Annotated in this window: 13 protein-coding genes; 9 read left to right on the top strand and 4 right to left on the bottom strand. The window is 52.9% G+C overall.

The features are described from left to right. Positions 1-126 precede the first annotated feature (126 nt). On the top strand, positions 127-1,029 hold the full coding sequence (locus KNP74_RS12390; protein WP_214764439.1) for a sensor domain-containing diguanylate cyclase: 903 nt from the start codon (positions 127-129) through the stop codon (positions 1,027-1,029). A gap of 39 nt (positions 1,030-1,068) precedes the next feature. On the opposite strand, the gene KNP74_RS12385 is transcribed toward KNP74_RS12390, so the two are convergent. Beyond that, positions 1,069-2,850, bottom strand: a complete 1,782-nt coding sequence (locus KNP74_RS12385) for a solute:sodium symporter family transporter (protein WP_214764438.1) — start codon at positions 2,848-2,850, stop codon at positions 1,069-1,071. Positions 2,851-2,993: 143 nt separating this feature from the next. Further along, positions 2,994-4,352 carry a magnesium transporter gene (gene mgtE, locus KNP74_RS12380; protein ID WP_214764437.1) on the bottom strand — a complete coding sequence of 453 codons (1,359 nt, stop codon included), beginning with the start codon at positions 4,350-4,352 and terminating at the stop codon, positions 2,994-2,996. Positions 4,353-4,694: 342 nt separating this feature from the next. Between mgtE and arcA the strand changes: the two genes are divergently transcribed. The 8 genes from arcA to cydC all read left to right on the top strand — a co-directional run bounded on the left by arcA (position 4,695) and on the right by cydC (position 16,379). Then, positions 4,695-5,924 (top strand): arginine deiminase, encoded by a 1,230-nt coding sequence (gene arcA / locus KNP74_RS12375; RefSeq protein ID WP_214764506.1) that lies wholly within the window; start codon positions 4,695-4,697, stop codon positions 5,922-5,924. A gap of 16 nt (positions 5,925-5,940) precedes the next feature. Further along, a complete protein-coding gene (gene argF / locus KNP74_RS12370) occupies positions 5,941-6,969 on the top strand; it encodes an ornithine carbamoyltransferase (RefSeq protein WP_034779514.1) in 1,029 nt (342 codons plus the stop codon). 54 nt (positions 6,970-7,023) lie between these two features. Then, positions 7,024-8,499 carry an arginine-ornithine antiporter gene (arcD, locus tag KNP74_RS12365; RefSeq protein WP_138858664.1) on the top strand — a complete coding sequence of 492 codons (1,476 nt, stop codon included), beginning with the start codon at positions 7,024-7,026 and terminating at the stop codon, positions 8,497-8,499. 15 nt (positions 8,500-8,514) lie between these two features. Continuing rightward, positions 8,515-9,477, top strand: a complete 963-nt coding sequence (gene arcC, locus KNP74_RS12360) for a carbamate kinase (protein ID WP_138858665.1) — start codon at positions 8,515-8,517, stop codon at positions 9,475-9,477. 179 nt (positions 9,478-9,656) lie between these two features. After that, a complete protein-coding gene (locus KNP74_RS12355; protein WP_214764436.1) occupies positions 9,657-11,999 on the top strand; it encodes a glycoside hydrolase family 31 protein in 2,343 nt (780 codons plus the stop codon). Positions 12,000-12,128: 129 nt separating this feature from the next. Then, positions 12,129-12,818, top strand: coding sequence for a Crp/Fnr family transcriptional regulator (locus KNP74_RS12350; RefSeq protein ID WP_214764435.1), 690 nt, complete (start codon positions 12,129-12,131; stop codon positions 12,816-12,818). 124 nt (positions 12,819-12,942) lie between these two features. Further along, a complete protein-coding gene (gene cydD / locus KNP74_RS12345; protein WP_029594560.1) occupies positions 12,943-14,667 on the top strand; it encodes a thiol reductant ABC exporter subunit CydD in 1,725 nt (574 codons plus the stop codon). Continuing rightward, positions 14,664-16,379: a thiol reductant ABC exporter subunit CydC gene (gene cydC / locus KNP74_RS12340; protein ID WP_214764434.1), complete on the top strand. Its 1,716-nt coding sequence runs from the start codon at positions 14,664-14,666 to the stop codon at positions 16,377-16,379. Before cydD ends, cydC begins: the two co-directional genes overlap by 4 nt. A 247-nt stretch (positions 16,380-16,626) precedes the next feature. On the opposite strand, the gene KNP74_RS12335 is transcribed toward cydC, so the two are convergent. Both KNP74_RS12335 and KNP74_RS12330 read right to left on the bottom strand, forming a co-directional pair. Further along, positions 16,627-17,151, bottom strand: a complete 525-nt coding sequence (locus KNP74_RS12335; RefSeq protein WP_138858668.1) for a hypothetical protein — start codon at positions 17,149-17,151, stop codon at positions 16,627-16,629. 146 nt (positions 17,152-17,297) lie between these two features. After that, positions 17,298-18,368: a GGDEF domain-containing protein gene (locus KNP74_RS12330; RefSeq protein ID WP_138858669.1), complete on the bottom strand. Its 1,071-nt coding sequence runs from the start codon at positions 18,366-18,368 to the stop codon at positions 17,298-17,300. Between the last annotated feature and the right edge of the window lie 88 nt (positions 18,369-18,456).

Raw genomic sequence — 18,456 nt, 5'->3', positions numbered from 1 at the left:
AAGTTTACATTCATCAACAAATGAACGTTACATTTAAACATTAACCTAAATAATGGAAAAGGTACAGGCGGCGTTTCGCTAACATGATACGATAGAATAGTACGTTTAGATGGGGAGCGGGAAAACATGGAACAATTTTGGTTAGGTTTATTAGTTGGATTGATTTTGGTACTTGTTGCGCAGAAGACACTTCAATCACGTAAAGAGGTGGACGGAGCGTTTGCACATTTCGGTAACCACGTTAAAGACGTCATTTATATATTTGAAGTCAAACCGACGTTTCGTTTTCGTTACATAAGTCCTTCCCTTGATTTGTATCTAGGTGAGGGCGTTGTAGCGGAAAACTATGAAAATCCAGATGATTGTTTTCGTCGTATTCACCCAGATGATTATCAAATTCTCATGAATAAAGTCTCAGGAAAGATGAGTTACGATGAGGCTATCTCGCAACGTTGGCGCACTAATGACGGTCGTTACTTGCGCTTTGAAGAATACACGACTCCGATTTATAAAAATGGTGAGATTGTAGCTGTACAAGGAATCATTCGGAATGTAGAAGCGGCTGTAATGAAACGTGAGGAGTTAGAATATGTGAGCCGTCATGACGAACTCACTGGGGTTTTGAACCGACGTGCCTTTAACGAAACAATTGATCGTCTTTCTTTAAAAAAAGTAGGGTTGATAGTCATCGATTTAAATGACTTGAAGAAAATTAATGACCATCAAGGTCATTCGGCTGGTGATCAGTTACTTCAGAAAACGGGACTCCTCTTGCAAGGGTTAAGCACAAACGTTTATCGGATTGGAGGCGACGAATTTGTTGTATTAATTGATCAACTAGAACAAGATGAATTGCTAGATTTGACGGTTTCCATTAGAAGCGTGTTTGAATCGAATGACATTTCAGCCGCTGTCGGTGCAGCTTGGGAGGAACAGTTAAACGATTTCAAGAAATTGTATGATCAAGCGGATCAAAACATGTATGAACAGAAGAATAGAAGTAAGACAAGTCGACACGTTCCTTGCTAAAAGATATCAGCAAGGAACGTGTCTGTTTGTCTAAATATATTATTCACCCATCGCTTCTTCACGCTCGGTGTCTGTCGTATCAAGATTGTTCAAATAAGACTCATAACGCGGTAACCAGTAGCGATACGACGTCCAGACGAGCCCGCTCGTCGTCGCGACCAACGCGAGCGTCGCTGGCCAGAACCAGCTCGACACGATCCCGTCCGCGTAGGCGAGACCGATTGGTGAGAAGACGAAGTAGACGAACACCATCGAAGCAATCAGGATGATTGACGTCGAGATGGCATGGCGCCAAGGTTTGACGCGACCGAGGTCGATGCGAATCGGATTGATGTGTTGCATCGGACGAACTTTCGCGAACACGAGCATGATGGCCGTCTCGAGGACGAACAAAATCCCGTAAATATGAATGAAGTTAATGCCGAGGTCGAAGCCGAACCACTGCTCCGTTCCCCAAACGAGGAAGTAATACGTGACGACGTGGAAGCCGATGACGAGTTTTGCGGCGATCGGTGGCACCCGCTTCACGAGCATCCCGATTAAGACGATGACGAGAATCGGGATGTTGAAGAAGCCGGTGAAACGGCGAATCAAGTCCCAAAGGCCGTCCGGTGCATACATCAAGTTTGGAGCGACGAAGAACGAGACAAGCGCGACGAACGTCCCGAACCATTTGCTGACCCGAATCAAGTCTTTGTCTGATGCGTCCGGTTTGAACTTCGGTTTGTAAATATCGAGCACGAATAGCGTAGCGATACTATTCAACAGCGAGTTGAACGAGCTGAACACGGCACCGAGCAAGACGGCGAGGAAAAAGCCCATGAGCCACATCGGCAACAAGTCGGCAATCAAGCTCGGATAAGCGAGGTCGGCCTTGTCGACGTTCGTGCCATACAAATGGAATGCGATAATCCCCGGCAGCAACATGAAAATCGGGACGAGCAACTTCAAATAGCCGGTGAAAAGCACTCCTTTTTGACCTTCGGCCAAGTTCTTCGCCCCGAGTGCCCGTTGAATGACATATTGGTTGAGTGCCCAATAAAATAAGTTCGCAAAAATCATCCCCGTGAAGATGGACAAGAACGGAACGGAATCGTTCTCTGAACCGATCGCGTTTAGTTTCTCCGGATTCTCGGTTGCGATCGTCTTCATCCCATCAACAAGATTGCCGTCACCGAGCGCGATAAAGCCAAGCGTCGGGACGAGGAATCCGATGATAATCAAGCCGATTCCGTTCAACGTGTCAGAAACGGCAACGGCACGGAGTCCTCCGAAAATGGCATACACGGCACCGATAATCCCGATGAACCAAATGACCATCCAGAGTGATTGCTCGAAGCTGATCCCGAGCAGGGCTGGTACGTCAAACAGTTGCAGGACGGCCAAGCCGCCTGAGTAGAGCATCGATGGAATCGTGACGCACATATAGCCGAACAAAAACAACAGGACCGTCAAGCGGCGGACGTCCTCGTCATACCGCTGGCTCAAAAACTCGGGAATCGTTGAAATTCCGATGCCGAGAAAACGTGGAAGTAAGAAGAGGGCCATGATGATGGCGGCGATGCCGGCCGTGACTTCCCATGCCATAGCGGACATATTGCCGGCAAACGATTGGCCGTTCAAGCCGATCAATTGCTCGGCCGACAAGTTGGTCAATAAAAGCGATCCGGCGATGAATAGACCGGTGAGACCACGTCCAGCCAAGAAATAATCGTCGGCACTCTCGACTTTTCCTTTCGTCATGCGGTATGACACGTATGCGACGAGACCCATGAAGAGAGCCCCTGTGATCAATATGTAAACAACTTGTTGAATGGTCAACGAATATCCCTCCCTCAATCTCTTCTTATTTATAAGTACTTTTCATGAATACCCGTCCTAAATCATGATTATTTCCCATTTTCTCTTTTGTAAAAGAACTGTAATAAACATCACGACAAAAAAGACACCTGAGATATCAGGTGTCAGAAAAAGCGAAGCAACGAAGTCGCGACCGTGAAATAAATGATCAAGCCGAGGTTGTCGACGACCGTCGTGATGAAGGGGCCCGACGCCACGGCCGGATCAAGTTTCAATCGATTGATGAGGAGCGGCACGAGCGTCCCGACGATGGTCGCCACGCTGAGTGACGCAAAGATCGACAGACCGACGACCATCCCGATCAAGGCACTGTCGTACAAAACGGTGATGACCCCAAAGATGACGACCATGCAGGCGAGACCGAGCAATAGCCCCGTCCCGAACTCACGGCGAATCATCTTCAACACGTTCTTTCGATTGATTGTGCCGAGCGCAATCGAGCGGACGGCGACGACGAGCGATTGGGTGGCAGCGTTACCGGCCGAACCCATGACGAGCGGCATGAAGACGGCGAGTAAGACGATCGTTTCAAGCGTGTCCTCGAAACCACCGATCGTCGACGCGGTGATCATCCCGAGGAACATGAGACTGATAATCCATGGCGCCCGTTTCATCGCCGCCTCGACCGGTCCCATGTTGATGTCAGACGAACCTTTCGTCGCCGACAGTTCTTCAAAGTCCTCGGTCGTCTCGCGTTCGATGACGTCCATGACATCGTCGACCGTGATGATTCCAAGCAGATGGTCCTCGCTGTCGATGACAGGCAAGGCCAATAGATCATATTTTTGAACGGTCCGCGCCAAGTCCTCTTGGTCGGCGAGGACGTGGGCCGATACGACGCGTCGGCCCATGATATCCGCAATTTGCACATCGAGCGGGGAGACGATCAAATCGCGTAGCGAGACGACGCCGACGAGCCGGCGATCGGTGTCGATGACATACAGGTAATAGATCGTCTCGGCTTCCGGTCCAAGTTCGCGCAAGTCTTCGAGCGTCGCACCGACGGTCTTGTCCGCTTTCAACACGATAAACTCGGTCGTCATGATGGCGCCGGCCGTATCATCCGGATAGCGCATTAAGTCTTTAACTTCGGTCGCCTCGGTCTCGTCCATCAACTCGAACAGTTCGTTCATGAAATCGTCCGGGAGCTCGGTCATCAAGTCGGCGGCGTTATCCGAGAACATGTCGTTCAACACGCGTACGGCGAACGGACGTGGCATCTCTTGGATGAACTGTTCTTGTTCATCGAGTTCGAGCTTTTCAAATAGGTCGGTGAACGCTTCCGGGGACAAGGCATCGTAGACGAACTGGCGACCCGGTTGCTCGAGCTCAATGAAGAGGTCGGCTTGTTCGCCCGGATGGAGTGTGAGAAACACGTCGCGGAAATCGACCGGGTCCCCTTTTTGGATGAGCGCTGTCACTTGGGCTTCATGACGGGCGCGTTCTGTACGTTCGATTGCCATCGACTCACTTCCTTTTCACATCATTTGTCTATATTATGTCACGACTTTAGTCGGGCTCAAACAAAATCAAAAAAATGTTATGAATTTTTTTCACAATCTATACAGTGTGTATACGTCTCTCTCCTCCGATTTGAGGGGACGCACCGTTTCTCGAGTGGTTGTTCATTCATGCCACGTCATCATCTATGCACTTTAGTGTGGAATCCACCACAGTCCAAACGTCGGACTTGCCCACCTCGGAATTGGGTAAGTTGATAATGTAAGGGTAGAAACACACCCGAATCACAAGGAGGAAGCGAGATGATATCGATGACGGATCAACAAACCGCACGGGATACAACGCTGAAACATCCGATCCACGTGTATTCAGAAATTGGTGAACTTAGGACGGTACTATTGAAACGACCAGGGCGTGAACTCGAAAATTTGACCCCAGAATATTTGGAACGACTCTTGTTCGACGACATTCCTCATCTTCCGGTCATTCAAAAAGAACATGACTACTTTGCGAGCGTGCTCCAAAATCGTGGCGTCGAAGTACTCTATCTAGAAAATTTGATGGCGGAAACGTTATCACTACCAGGGGTGCGCGAACGATTCGTCGCCGATATCTTGGCGGAGTCAAAATCGAATATCAACGGCTCGTACGAGACACTTAAAGAATATTTGCTCGCCTACGACAACGAAAAATTGATTGAAACCGTTATGGCCGGCATTCGCAAGTCTGAGATTAAGCCAGAGAAACGGCGCCACTTGCACGAGATGATTGAGGACACATACCCGTTCTATCTCGATCCGATGCCGAACTTATACTTCACCCGTGACCCGGCGGCAGCAATCGGCAACGGGCTATCCATCAACCGGATGAAAGAGCCGGCTCGTCGTCGTGAATCGTTGTTCACGCAATATATTATGCGCTATCACCCACGATTCGCGAAACATGACATCCCGATTTGGTCGGACCGCGACTACCGCTTCGCGATGGAGGGTGGGGACGAGCTCGTATTGTCGAAGGAAGTCGTCGCCATCGGGATTTCCGAGCGGACGACGGCCCAAGGGATTGAACGGGTCGCTCTCAACTTGTTGAAAAACGGCGGCACGTTCAAAAAAGTCATCGCCATCGAAATTCCGAAGTCACGTGCGTTCATGCATCTCGATACGGTCTTCACGATGGTCGACCATGACAAGTTCACGATTCATCCGTTCATCCAAGGGCCAGGAGGCAAGATGAATATCTTTGAACTGACGTTGAACGCTGAAGGCGAACTTCACATCACGCAGCATACGGATCTGTTGAACGTGTTGAAAGCCGCACTCGGTCTCGATGAGATCATCTTAATCCCATGTGGGGGCGGGGACCCAATCGCCGCTGCCCGCGAGCAATGGAACGATGGGTCGAACACACTCGCGATCGCTCCAGGCGTCGTCGTCACGTACGACCGCAACTACGTCTCGAACGAGTTGCTTCGCTCTGAGGGCGTCGAAGTCATCGAAATCATGTCGAGTGAATTGTCGCGTGGCCGTGGGGGCCCACGCTGCATGAGCTGTCCGATTATCCGCAAAGACATTTAACGAGGAGGAAACGAGCATGTCTACAACGTACAACTTTGATTTGAAAGGCCGTCATTTTCTATCATTGAACGATTTTTCAGGGGATGAGTTGAACTATTTGATCGATTTATCGGCCGCCTTCAAACGTCAAAAGAAACAAGGCGTCCCGCATCGAATCTGTGAAGGAAAGAACGTGGCGCTGTTGTTTGAGAAACCTTCGACGCGGACGCGTTGTGCGTTCACCGTGGCGGCCATCGATCTAGGCATGCATCCGGAATACCTCGGGAAATCGGATATCCAGTTTGGCAAAAAAGAATCGGTGCGCGACACGGCAATCGTGCTCGGGCGTATGTTTGACGGCATCCAATTCCGCGGCTTCGCCCATGACACGGTCGAAGGGCTGGCCAAAGACGCCGGCGTCCCGGTATGGAACGGTTTGACGGATTTGTATCATCCAACGCAAATCTTGGCCGACTTCTTGACCGTCAAAGAGCAGAAAGGCGAGTTGTCTGGCATTCGCTTCGTCTATGTCGGCGATGGACGCAACAATATGGGCAACACACTCTTGATTGGTGGTGCCAAAGTTGGGATGGACATGCGTATCTGTGCACCGAAATCGCTTTGGCCGTCGGATGAAGTCGTCGATTTTGCCCGCTCGGTCGCTGCTGAGACCGGGGCGAAGATCACGTTGACCGAAAGCATCGACGAAGCGGTCGCCGACGCCGACGTGATTTACACCGATGTGTGGGTGTCGATGGGCGAAGAGGCCGAGTTCGCCGAGCGCATCAAACTGCTTCACCCGTATCAAGTGAACATGGACATGCTCATGAAGACGAATAATCCGGACGTCATGTTCCTCCACTGTCTGCCTGCCTTCCACGACTTGGAGACCGAAGTCGGCCGGGCGATCTATGCGGAGTACGGATTGACCGAGATGGAAGTCACGGACGAGGTGTTCCGGAGTCGTCATTCCTTCGTCTTTGATCAGGCGGAGAATCGGATGCACACGATTAAAGCGGTGATGGCGGCGACGCTCACCGACACGAACGAATGGCTTGAACGCTGACGGATGGGAGGGGACCTCCCCTCCGGCCCGTACTAAACGAAAGGGATGAGTTCAATGTCTACGAAAATAGCGCATGACTCAAGTGGAACGGCTGGCGTACAACCGGAGAAAAAGGATCGACGATTAGGGCTCGGGGCGTTGACGGCACTCGTCGTCGGTTCGATGATTGGCGGGGGAGCCTTCAACTTGGCGGCCGATTTGGCCCAAGGTGCGAACGCGGGGGCGATTTTGATTGGGTGGGTCATCACCGGAATCGGGATTATCGCACTCGGTCTCAGTTTTCAAAATTTGACGATGCGTCGTCCAGACCTCGACGGAGGGGTGTACAGTTACGCCCGGGCCGGCTTCGGTCAGTTCATGGGGTTCAACTCGGCGTGGGGCTACTGGCTCTCCGCATGGCTTGGTAACGTCGCCTATGCGACGCTCCTGTTCAGTTCGGTCGGTTATTTCTTCCCAATCTTTGAAGGCGGTCAAAACATCGCCTCCATCATCGGCGCCTCGATTATGCTGTGGCTCGTTCATTCGCTCATTTTACGAGGCATTCATGAAGCATCCATGATCAACATCATCACGACGATCGCGAAACTCGTACCGATTTTTGCTTTTATCACCATCACCTTATTCTTCTTCAACCTCGATAATTTCACGTTCGATTTCTGGGGCCAGGGTGGTTTCTCATGGGGTAGTGTGAGAGACCAGGTCGTCTCGACGATGCTCGTCACACTATGGGTGTTCATCGGGGTCGAAGGGGCGGTCGTCTTATCCGGACGGGCCCGCAAGCGCTCGGACGTCGGGAAAGCGACGGTCATAGGATTGCTCGGGACGCTCATCATCTATCTGCTCATCTCGGTCATGTCGCTCGGTCTCATGAATCCAGAGAACGTGGCGAACGCCTCGCAACCGGCGATGGCGTACTTGCTCGAGTCGGCGGTCGGACCGTGGGGCGCGATGCTCATCAACGGCGGTCTCGTCATCTCTGTCCTCGGGGCGTGGCTCGGGTGGACGTTACTTGCCGCCGAGATTCCATTCGTGGCCGGGAAAGACGGCGTGTTCCCGAAATGGTTCACGAAAGAGAATAAGAACAGCGCGCCGGCTAACGCACTCTGGCTCACGAACGGATTGATCCAGCTGTTCCTCTTCACGTTCCTGTTCTCGGATGCGGCGTATAATTTCGCTTTCTCGCTCGCTTCGAGCGCCATCTTGATCCCGTACGTCTTCTCGGCCTTCTATCAAGTCAAAGTCGCGAAGAACGGCATCGGCTATAACGCCGGTGAACGCCGGACCCGCGACCTCATCATCGGAGCCGTCGCCTCGATTTACGGGATTTGGCTCATCTATGCGGCTGGAATCGACTATCTGCTCTTGACGACCTTACTGTACGCACCAGGTACGTTGCTCTATATCAAGGCGCAACGTGAGAACGGCATCAAGACGTTGACGAAGACGGAATGGATCGTGGCCGGGGTCTTGACCGCGCTCGCCATCTTGGCCGTCGTGCGCATCGTCTCAGGAAATATCTCAGTCTTTTGATCGGGGGAAACCAATATGCGGAATAAACGAGTAGTCATCGCACTAGGTGGAAATGCGATTCAACAAGGAAAAGATGCGACGGCCGAGGCTCAAATTCGAGCCGTCGAGGCGACGGCTGAATCTCTGGCCGCGCTTGTCGCCGAAGGGATTGAGGTCATCATCACCCACGGGAACGGGCCGCAAGTCGGGAATTTGATGTTGCAACAGGCTGCGTCAGATAGTCCGGCGACGCCGGCCTTGCCACTCGACGTTTGCGGGGCGATGACACAAGGGATGATTGGCTATTGGTTCGAGAATGCCCTCACGAAAGCTCTGAGATCGCGCGGTTTGGAACGTTCGGTCGCACCGATCGTCACGCGGTCGGTCGTCGACCCGAACGATAGTGCTTTCAGTCACCCGACGAAGCCGATTGGTCCCTTCTACGACGAGGCGGAAGCGCAGCAGCTTGAACGGACGACCGGTTATGTGTTCAAAGAAGACGCCGGTCGCGGCTATCGCCGCGTCGTCCCGAGCCCGTTTCCGGTGGCGATTCTCGAACACGCGGTCATCCGTGACCTCGTCGCCCATGAGCACATCGTCGTCGCCTCTGGCGGCGGGGGGATTCCTGTCATCGATACAGCCGATGGCTATGTCGGCGTCGAGGCGGTCATCGATAAAGATTTTGCCGCTGCGAAACTCGCCGATCTCGTCGACGCCGACATGCTCCTCATCTTGACGGCCGTCGAGCACGTGTTCGTCGATTTCGGGACACCGTCGGCCCGGGCGCTCGAGGAGACGACGAAAGAACAACTCGAGACGTATATCGCCGAGGGCCAGTTCGCACCGGGCAGCATGTTGCCGAAAGTTCGGGCCGCCCTTCAATTCGCCGAATCAGGACACGACCGGGTTGCCGTCATCACGTCGCTCGAACAAGCCCTTGCGGCGGTCCGAGGTGAGGTCGGGACGCGCGTCCGACTCGCCGCGACGCTCCAACAATAAGCTCAACGCCACAGACATCAGCGTCTGTGGCTTTTTTCCTGAATTGGCTGCTCGTCGTTTTTTATGGCCCGACATGGGGAAGGAATGTTGTATGTCGATTTAGACATTGCTATCATTTTGAGTGTAAACGTTTGCACAATTTAGAAGGGAAGTGACGAAGAGCGGCAACGCTCGAGCTTATGCGTCTATTTGAAGAGGAGAACGTCTATACGCAACAAATGAAACCGCAGGCAGATGATCGAGCGATCGTCCAAGGGAGCTGCTATCGCTTCACGGTACTGACGAGCCAACTGATTCGGATGGAGTATGCCGAGGATGGGGTGTTCGAAGACCGGCCGACCCAAGTCGTCTTTAACCGGGCGTTCGTAGTCCCAGAGTTTCGCGTGATTGAGGATGAGACGGAATTGCAAATCATCACGGAGCACGTCCACCTCTACTACACGAAAGGGCCGTTCGCGCCGAACACGCTTTACGTCGACGTGAAAGGGAACTTCAGTACGTATTATAGCCGCTATACGTTTAACGGACCGGAGCGGACGTTGAAAGGGACGGCGCGAACGCTCGACCACGTCGACGGGGCGACCGAACTCGGTGAAGGCATCGCCTCGAAACAAGGGTATGCCGTCATCGATGACTCTGATTCGTTCATCATGACCGAGGACCGTTTCGTCGAACCGCGGCGTAAACATATCCATGACTTGTATTACTTCGGGTATGGGCATGAGTATAAGCGTGCACTCCGTGACTTCTATCAATTGACCGGCCCGACGCCGCTGTTGCCACGAAAAGCGCTCGGCAACTGGTGGAGCCGCTATTGGCGCTACGACGAGACGGAATATAAAGAACTCATGCGTCGGTTTAAGACAGAAGACATCCCGTTCTCGGTCAGCGTCATCGACATGGATTGGCACGTCACCGACGTCCCCGAAGAATACGGGAGCGGATGGACGGGCTACTCATGGAATAAGAACTTGTTCCCGGACCCGAAAGGATTCTTGACGTGGCTCAAGCAAGAAGGGTTGCTCGTCACGTTGAACTTGCATCCGGCGGATGGCGTGCGTGCGTTCGAAGACCAATATGTGGCGATGGCCGAGGCGATGGGCATCGATCCGTCCCAAGGCGACCGCATCCCGTTCGACTTTTCCGATAAACGCTTCATTCAAGCCTATTTCGAGCAGATGCATCATCCGCATGAAGACGACGGCGTCGATTTCTGGTGGATCGACTGGCAACAAGGCTCGACGTCGAAAATGGAAGGGCTCGACCCGCTCTGGATGCTGAACCACTATCATGCGGCCGACATCGCCCGGGATGGTGATCGACCAATCATCTTCTCCCGTTATTCGGGCCCGGGCAGTCACCGCTATCCGGTCGGTTTCTCGGGAGACACGTTGATTTCGTGGGCGTCGCTCGCGTTCCAGCCGTACTTTACGGCGACGGCTTCCAATATCGGCTATGGTTGGTGGAGTCACGATATCGGTGGGCATTACCGAGGTTCAAAAGACGATGAGCTCGCCGCACGTTGGGTCGCGTTCGGTGTGTTCAGTCCGATTATGCGCCTGCACTCGACGTTCAGTACGTTCAACGGGAAGGAGCCGTGGCGCTTCGGTCTCGAGGCGGAGCGGTCGATGAAGACGTTCTTGCGTCTGCGCCATCAATTGATCCCGTACATCTATACGATGAACTGGCGGAACCACGCGGGTGCCTTGCCGCTCATCTTACCGATGTATTATGAACATCCGGATGAGGACGCGGCGTATGAAGTACCGAACGAATACTACTTCGGCAGTGAGCTCATCGTCTCTCCGATCGTCGAGCCGATGAATAAACAGCTCCACGTCGCAGCGACGAACGTCTGGTTACCAAAAGGTGACTGGTTCGATTTCTTTACCGGTCATCGCTATGCGGGAGAGAAGTCGGTTCGGGTGTTCCGGGGACTTGACGAACAAGCAGTGTTCGCGAAAGCAGGGGCCATCATCCCGATGGCACCACACCATTCGGGTCGAAACGATACCGACAACCCAGCCGATTTGGAAGTGCTCATCTTCCCAGGCGCCTCGAACACGTTCACGCTCTATGAAGACAACGGGTCGGACCGTGACTATGAGACGGGTGCTTACGCTGAGACGACGTTCACGCTTGATTGGGAGGAACGGAAACTCCACATTCACGTTACAGGTGACCGGACCGTCTTGCCGTCTGACCGTAACGTCACGTTACTCCTCCGAGGTGTGACCGGTTCTGGTGAATACAATCGAGAGACCCAGACACTGCGCCTCGAACTCGGTCCGATTGATGAAGAGATGACGGTGTCGCTCCCGGTCGAACTGACGGCAAACGATCACCGGCTCGATCGTTTGTATCGTTTCTTGGACCGCGCCGAGATTTCTTATGATTTAAAAGACAAGTTGTATCGATCGGCGGCAGCGAAGACGCGGCTCGAGGCATGGCTGTTCGATTTGCACGCGCTTGAACTCGACCGTGACCTGCAAGATGCGATCATGGAGTTGATGCTCGACTGAATAACGTGCTGTGACGAAGAGGGTGAAAGCCCCTCTTTTTTTGTCAGAAAATCGTTGGATTTTGTAAGCGTTTTCAAATTGAATCCAACTATACTAAAAGGAGAGGCAAGATAGATTGGAGGGTTCAACATGAAACCGAAATGGACCGTAGACGACTTGCGGCAACTCGATGTATTCACCAAATGTACCGCCCGTGAGCTCGAGGCACTGTTGCCCCATGTCTATTGTCGAACGTACCGGAAAGGACAGCTCTTATTCATGGAAGGCGATCCTCGGGAGCGCGTCTACTTTTTAATCAGCGGTTACGTGAAGCTTGAACGTTGCAACGAGACGGCGACCCATCAATATACGGACTACTTGAAACCGAAGCAACTGTTCCCGTATCGCGGCTTGATGACGGAACCGTATTATCAACATTCGGCGGAGGCGTTGACCGATATCGAGGTCATCTATATGCCGACGGACCGATTCGAACAACTCGTCTCTCGGAACGCGTCGATGTTACTCCATATCGTCGGACAGATGAATCGGATTCTCGACTTGCACGAACGACGGGTGCAGGACATCATCACTCCGAGTGCGACCGAACGCGTACTCAACACGATCCATTACTTGATTGAAGACCTCGGGGAACCGGAAGCAGAGGGGGTTCGCGTCCGGTGTCCGTTCACGACGATTGAAATCTCACGCTTATCCGGCACGTCACGGGAGACCGTGTCGAACATCTTATCGCGCTTACGAAAAGAAGAGGTGCTTCACTTCGATGCGCGTGAATTGATGATTGGCCATCCCGAATACTTTGAACAGTCGACCGTATGACGCCACGTGATATACGCGGCGTCTTTTGCATGTCTGGCTAAGCGAAGCGTTCGCCATGGTCGTGTGCATCAGTTATAATTAGTGAGAATCCTCACAAAGAAAAGTTTTGGATAGTATAGAAAGGATGAACGCAGTGAAACGACTGCAAGCTCTCGCTTTAGCTGAAAAACGCCATATCGTCGGACTCGTCATCGCCGCGGTGATGATCGGATTGTCGATTTTGGCGCAGGCGTATTTAATCGTCGATATCGTCGACCAGGTCTTTTTAAAAAATGCATCGTTTGAAAGCATCATCCCGGCGCTCGGCTGGCTCATTCTCGCCCTCGTCACGCGTGCTTTGTTCGGCTACATGTCAGGACGAATCGGAGCTAGTCTAGCGGAGAAAGCGAAACGGACACTCCGGTTGCAGTTGCTTGACCGTTATACATCGAATCCGATCGAGACATCTTTGTCCGGCCAGTCCGGAAAGAAAGTCAGCGTCTTCATGGACGCGGTCGATGAAGTCGACGCCTACTTCAGCCAATATTGGCCGCAAGTCATTCAAACGTCGATCATTCCGCTGCTCATTCTCGTCGTCGTCTTCAGCCAACATTGGATCTCGGGCGTCATCATGATGGTGACGGCGCCCTTCATCCCAATCTTTTTCATTATCATCGGGATTGCGACGCAGAAAAAATCCGAACAACAGATGGAGAAGATGAACCAGTTCTCCGGAAAGTTCTTGGACGTGTTGCAAGGATTGACGACATTGAAACTCTACGGTCGGACCGAGCGTGAGGCGCAAGCGATTGAAAAGAGCAGTCTCGACTTCCGCGACGCGACGATGGTCGTCTTGAAGACGGCGTTCTTGTCGGGTCTCATGCTCGAGTTCATCTCGATGCTCAGCACAGGGGTCGTGGCGCTCGAAGTGGCGCTGCAAATGGTCGTCTGGCAGAACTTGACGTTCTTCTCCGGCTTTTTGATTCTCGTCTTGGCTCCGGAATACTATTTGGCCATCAAAGACCTCGGCGGTGCGTTCCATACCGGACGCGGCAGCATGGGGGCGGCCGATCGTATTTTCGAGGCGCTCGACGCACCGGATGAACGTCTGCAGTGGGGCGACCGGACGTTGACGAGCCGGACACCCGACCTCGAGCTCGACGAAGCATCATTCGCCTATGAAGGGGGGCGTTTCACGCTCCAGCCTTTAAGCGGCGTGATTCCTGCCGGTGCCCACGTGGCGCTCGTCGGGGCGAGCGGGTCCGGGAAGACAACCGTCTTGAACGTGTTATCGGGGCTCGTCAAACCTGACAGCGGACGTGTCCTCGTGGACGGTGAACCGCTCGAGACGTACACCGATACGTCATGGTATGACACGATTGGCTATATCTCACAAAATCCGTATTTGTTCGCCGGCACCGTCGCCGATAATATCGCCCTCGGTGAGGCGGCGGACGAAGCGAAGATTCTCGAGGCGGCGACGGCAGCCGGGTTGAACGATGTCATCGCTCAGTTGCCGAACGGTCTTCATACCGAACTCGGTGAAGGGGGTTACGGCTTATCCGGAGGCGAACGGCAGCGGCTCGCCTTGGCCCGGGCCTTCTTGAAACGTCCCGGCATCATCTTGTTCGATGAACCGACGACCGGACTTGATTTAGTGACCGAACAAATCGTTCGGCGCTCAATCGATGAGTTGTCACGTGAGTCAACGCTCGTCACGGTCGCGCATCGTCTGCATACGATCAAACAAGCCGATGCGATTTGGTTCATGGACGAAGGGCGTCTCGTCGCCCAAGGCACACATGACGAACTGCTCAGCGTTCCGCAATACGCTGACTTATTCACGCTACAGAAAGGGGTGAGAGGATGAATTCCCTTTGGACGATCACGAAATGGATGATGCGAGAGAAAAAGGATATCATCCTCTCGGTCTTCTTTGGTTATGTCGCTGGCATCGCAGCCGTCGCTTTGTTCGCGGCGAGCGGATACCTCGTCTCACGGGCTGGGCTCGTGCCGCCGCTGTATGCGCTCATGGTGCCCGTCGTTTTGATTAAACTGTTCGGTGTGATTCGGGCGAGTGCGCGCTATCAGGAGCGTCTCGCCTCGCACCGGGCGACGTTCACGATTTTGAGCGAACTCCGGGTCCGATTTTATCGTCAACTCGAGCCGCTCGTCCCGAGCATCTTTGCCAAATATCGGAGTGGGGACTTGCTCGCTCGCGTCGTCGGTGACGTCGAGAGCTTGCAGAACTATTTTTTACGGGTGTTCTATCCGCCGATTATCTTGGTACTCGTCTTCTTGAGCACGATTTTCTTCGTCACATACTTCTCGGTCTGGGTCAGCGTTTGGATCTTGTTCGGCGTCTTCGTGACCGGTTTTTTGATCCCGGCCTTCTTCGCCCGTGTCCGTGCCAAGCATGACCGGGAACTCCGTACCTTGCGAGGAGACCTGTCGAGTGGGATGACGGAGATGATGTACGGCTATCGCGACCTGTTGTTGCACCATCGGCTTGGTCAAACGCGCAACGAACTGCTTGAACAGAGCGACCGCTACGCCGATGCCCAAAAACGAGATGTGACGAACCAGTTCTTCAACTCCTCGCTCGTCGTGGCGGCGTCCTTACTCGTCTCATGGGGTGTTTTGGCCATCGGGGCCTATCTTGTCGTCGACGGGGAATTAAATGGCCTCTTCTTGGCCATGCTCATCATGATGTCGCTCACCGCGTTTGAGAACGCGACACCGATGGCAGTCTTCCCAGGCCACTTTGCTGACAGCAAGCAAGCGGCCGATCGACTGCTCGAAGTGGTCGAGCCGAGTGAAGCGATTGTCGCTGCCGAGTCGGCCCGTACCGACGTAGCGCTCGAGACAGCACCTGACGTATCGTTCGAACGCGTGAGCTATCGCTACCCGGACACGTTCCGTGACGTGCTGAGCGGCGTCGACGTGACGTTACGAGGCGGTTCAAAGACCGTTATCGTCGGACCGAGCGGCTCAGGGAAATCGACACTACTTCAACTGTTGCTCGCTTTTGTCAGACCTGAGTCTGGTGAGATCCGATTGAATGGACAGCGGTTGGACGATGTGACCCAAGCATCGGTCTGGCGTGAAGCCAGCGTCGTCCTTCAAGAGAACCACTTCTTCTTCGGGACGGTGCGAGAGAACTTGGAGCTCGCCGGTAATTTCTCGGACGCTGAGATGGAAGCGGCACTCGCGAGTGTCCGCCTCGGTTTCTCGCTCGACGAGCCCGTCCTTGAGAAAGGGACGAACTTATCGGGCGGCGAGCGGCAACGTCTTGCCATCGCCCGAGCCTTGTTGAAGAATGGATTGCTCTGGATACTTGACGAAGCGACATCGGCCCTCGATGCGCGGACCGAGGCGGACGTGTTCGCCGAGATTTTGCGTCAAGCCGATGAAGCGACGCTCGTCATGGTCAGCCATCGTCTGACTGGGCTCGAACGTTTCGATCACATCATCGTCATGGAGTCCGGACGCATCGTCGAGACCGGATCGTATGATGAACTGATGCAGGCACACGGTGTCTTCTATGGCTTGAAACAAATCGAACAAGATATCTTTGCATGAAAAAACGAGCGGCTCCGTCGGAGAGCCGCTCGTTTTTTTGGATGGCAAATTTGGGTGCAACAAATGGGGGTTGTCGCATTGCTTTCAAAAAGAGTGTCGTGGAGGGGAATCCACGTGACGTATTGGTTTGGGGAACGTTTACGTCAAGCTTTGGGAGCTACAACTAAAGTATAAGTGATAACGATTCTCATTGTCAATTAGTAAAATGTACAAAAAAACCGCAAACCAAACTGTTTGCGGATTGTTGTCAGCTCGACGGTACGCCCTTGCGAAGCGTGAAGCGAAGTAAGCTGAACAAGTAACGAGTATAGAAGAGCGCGAACGCATAAAATACCGCGATGGCAGAAGCACCGAGTTCAACACCTGGAATGTTCATCAAGAACTCGAGGATGAGAATCGACAGCAAGAAAATGTAAAGACCTGCATCAAGATAGAGCGGCATTAATTTTCCGCGTTGGTGCCAGAACGTCCGGACGAGCGGTGCGACGATCATCCCGATGATGCGTTCCGCGAACCCGATGCTGAGCACGGCAATCATGAAGGCGGCGACCGTCTCGAACGATACGAGTTCTGAGAAGGCGAACATGGAGATGAGTAGGAGCGGACCGATAAAAATCATCATCGAGAGGGACGTGCGTAAAAAGATAAACAAGTTCCGTTTCATCGTATCGACTCCCCCGAAGAGCGACTGCCGGAACGTCTTGCCACGTTGATAGTCGAGGATGAACGATCCCACAAACATCAAACCGAATAGTGATAACAATACTGTCATGAAATGTGTTTCCCCTTTTTCTGTCCAAATCTATGATCACTGTAAGGATAGTCGAATCAAAGTCTAGCCTAGTGTACCGATTCACTAGTTGAAAGTAAAGCGGGAAAACTGCGGAAAATCGCAATCTTTTGCGAACATGAGGCGCTTTACGACGCCAGAATGAATCGATTTCGTCCCGATTCCTTTGCGTGGTATAACGCTTCGTCGGCATGTTTCAACACGCTGTCGACTTCGATATCGTTCGAATGGCAGGCCCCGAGCGAAACGGTGATATGGAGCGTCCCCGCGCTCGTCTCGAACGGGAACGTCGAGACTTTTTCTCGTATAGATTCAGCGAGGCGAGTCACTTCATCTCGATTGGCGTTCGGCATGATGATTAAAAATTCTTCTCCACCGAAGCGACCGACGAGATGTCGTTCCTCGCTCTCGGCGACGAGTAGCATGCCGAGTTCACGTAATACGTCGTCGCCGACGTCATGGCCGTACGTGTCATTCACGCGCTTGAAATGATCGATATCGACAAGGATCAACGCGTACTCTTTTGCCTCGACGTTCAGGTTGGCCATGGCTTCATTTAATAGACGCCGGTTGGCGATGCCGGTCAGTGCGTCCGTCCGGGCAAGTTGTTGCTGGTGCTGGACGTTCTCAAAGTGACGGCGCAGTTCTTGAAGTAACCGGTAAGCTGCATAGGCACCGCCGTATGCCATCACGACGTAGGCAAAGATAACGGGATAGAACAATTGAAGCGGTAACGCGTAATAGATAGCGGCACCGAAAACAGCGACACTGATTGTCGTGAAAGTGAGTAGCGTATTGCGAGTATTATCGAGTTTGAGTCGCAATAGACTAATAGGAAGGACGAGCCCGATCATCGTCAAGACGGCCAAATAAAAACCGATATATGCGCCATCGGTGACCATCAAAAATCGGGCGGTCAAAAAGATGACGGCTGCGACCGTTCCGCTGACCCATCCACCGAACAGGACGGCAAGTGAGATTGGTATGGAGCGCAAATCAATCAGGATACCTTCAAGCGGCAGTGCGTTCGCCAGTAAAATCAAGGCGACGACCCCGGTTTGAACGCCGAGCAGGATTCTGCCTTTCAACGGCGATTTCGGTGTGAGTCGTGGATGGTTGCGGAAAGGGAGAAACGAAATCGTGAATAACGTGAACAGGATACACAGATTCAGAAAAAATGAGTTGATGATTGTGAGCATGAACGCATCCCCTAACGTGAAATGGAAATAATTAGTTTCAGTTTAGCATATTCAAATCAAGTTGACGCTCTTTGAATGAAGGGAATGT

The sequence above is a fragment of the Exiguobacterium sp. s141 genome, assembly GCF_018618085.1.
Taxonomy (GTDB): Bacteria; Bacillota; Bacilli; order Exiguobacteriales; family Exiguobacteriaceae; genus Exiguobacterium; species Exiguobacterium mexicanum_A.
The sequence above is the reverse complement of the archived record's forward strand: the minus strand, read 5'-3'. Positions and strand labels throughout refer to the sequence as shown.